Raw genomic sequence first — 1,179 nt, forward strand, 5'->3', positions numbered from 1 at the left:
TTTCAAGTGGCTAACTTAAACTTGAAATTTAAGTTAAATTCATTTCTTTTAAAATAATCCATAAATCAATTGTTGGATTTTTTTCTAAAAGAAAATCAAGAGTAGTAATTTCTCTATCAATCAATGGGTAATTTGGAAAGTATTTAAAACCAACCGATGAATGAACTTTCCCCTCATAATTTAATTCATTAAGTAAAATCTTTAAAAAGGATGTCTTACCTCTACCATTTCTTCCAATTAATCCTAATTTCCAATCATCACTAATATTTAAATTTACATTATAAAATAGAGGATCTAACATATTGTTATATTGAAATGACATGTTTTTTATAATTATATTTCCCATATAACATCCTCCTATTATATACTTTCTGGAATAGTTTTATTTTTCAAGAATATATATGTGGTATACAACAATGTTGTTGATGTCAATAACAATAATAGTAACCATGCGGTATAAATTGACATTTTATTGGCAAAGAATAGAAACAGATTGTAATGATATTACAGCTACCCCAGTGAATAAGGCGCTTATTTTGATAGTAATCATTCTAAATTTATTTTTTACTCTTAGATTTGGATAATTTAAACTCATATTAAGTTTAGTCTAACAACAAAGTTAATACAGTTTATAAAAGGTATTATAGCACACGCACTTCTAAGTAAATTATTAAACAGACTAAAGTGTGACCACATTTTGCTCTTAGCTTTCTAGAGTTTTATCTAAATATTGAACTCCGCTCCGCAATATATAGACAATTTAATATTCAAGTTTAACAATATAATCGGAATGGCAACTAGTCTTCATCAACTATCTAAAATAAATATCTTAAATTCGATACAATATTAATAATCCTTAATATTCGATTAGTCATTCTCAGTGAAATAGTAAATATAAAACTGTGACAAGAAATAGATGACTTACTTTATCTTTAATCTTGATAATTTCTTTCATGAAACTTGCGTCCATACTTTTGTAATAAATATTTATTGATTATTATAGTTAAGAGTAACAAAAAATAGAAGTCAATATTGACTTCTATCATAGTCACATGTCACTAATAATTATTCTAAATTTCTTTTGGTTTAACAATAATAATCACCCTTCGTTGATCCACTTCAATTTGTTTTCTCATCTTAATCATCTCCCTCAATCTTTTATATATAAATGCATAATTT

At 25.3% G+C, this 1,179-nt stretch carries 1 protein-coding gene; it reads right to left on the minus strand.

Translation table 11 applies throughout. The annotated features are described in order from the left end of the window. Positions 1-28: 28 nt before the first annotated feature. A complete protein-coding gene (locus tag HMPREF3029_RS02555; RefSeq protein ID WP_070709572.1) occupies positions 29-346 on the minus strand; it encodes an ATP-binding cassette domain-containing protein in 318 nt (105 codons plus the stop codon). Positions 347-1,179 lie beyond the last annotated feature (833 nt).

It is taken from the genome of Nosocomiicoccus sp. HMSC059G07 (genome assembly GCF_001815515.1).
GTDB classification, from domain to species: domain Bacteria; phylum Bacillota; class Bacilli; order Staphylococcales; family Salinicoccaceae; genus Nosocomiicoccus; species Nosocomiicoccus ampullae_A.

Bases quoted from the DNA above. Each gene is read 5' to 3' on its own strand.
- HMPREF3029_RS02555 (WP_070709572.1), bottom strand. From the start codon at position 346: ATGGGAAATATAATTATAAAAAACATGTCATTTCAATATAACAATATG.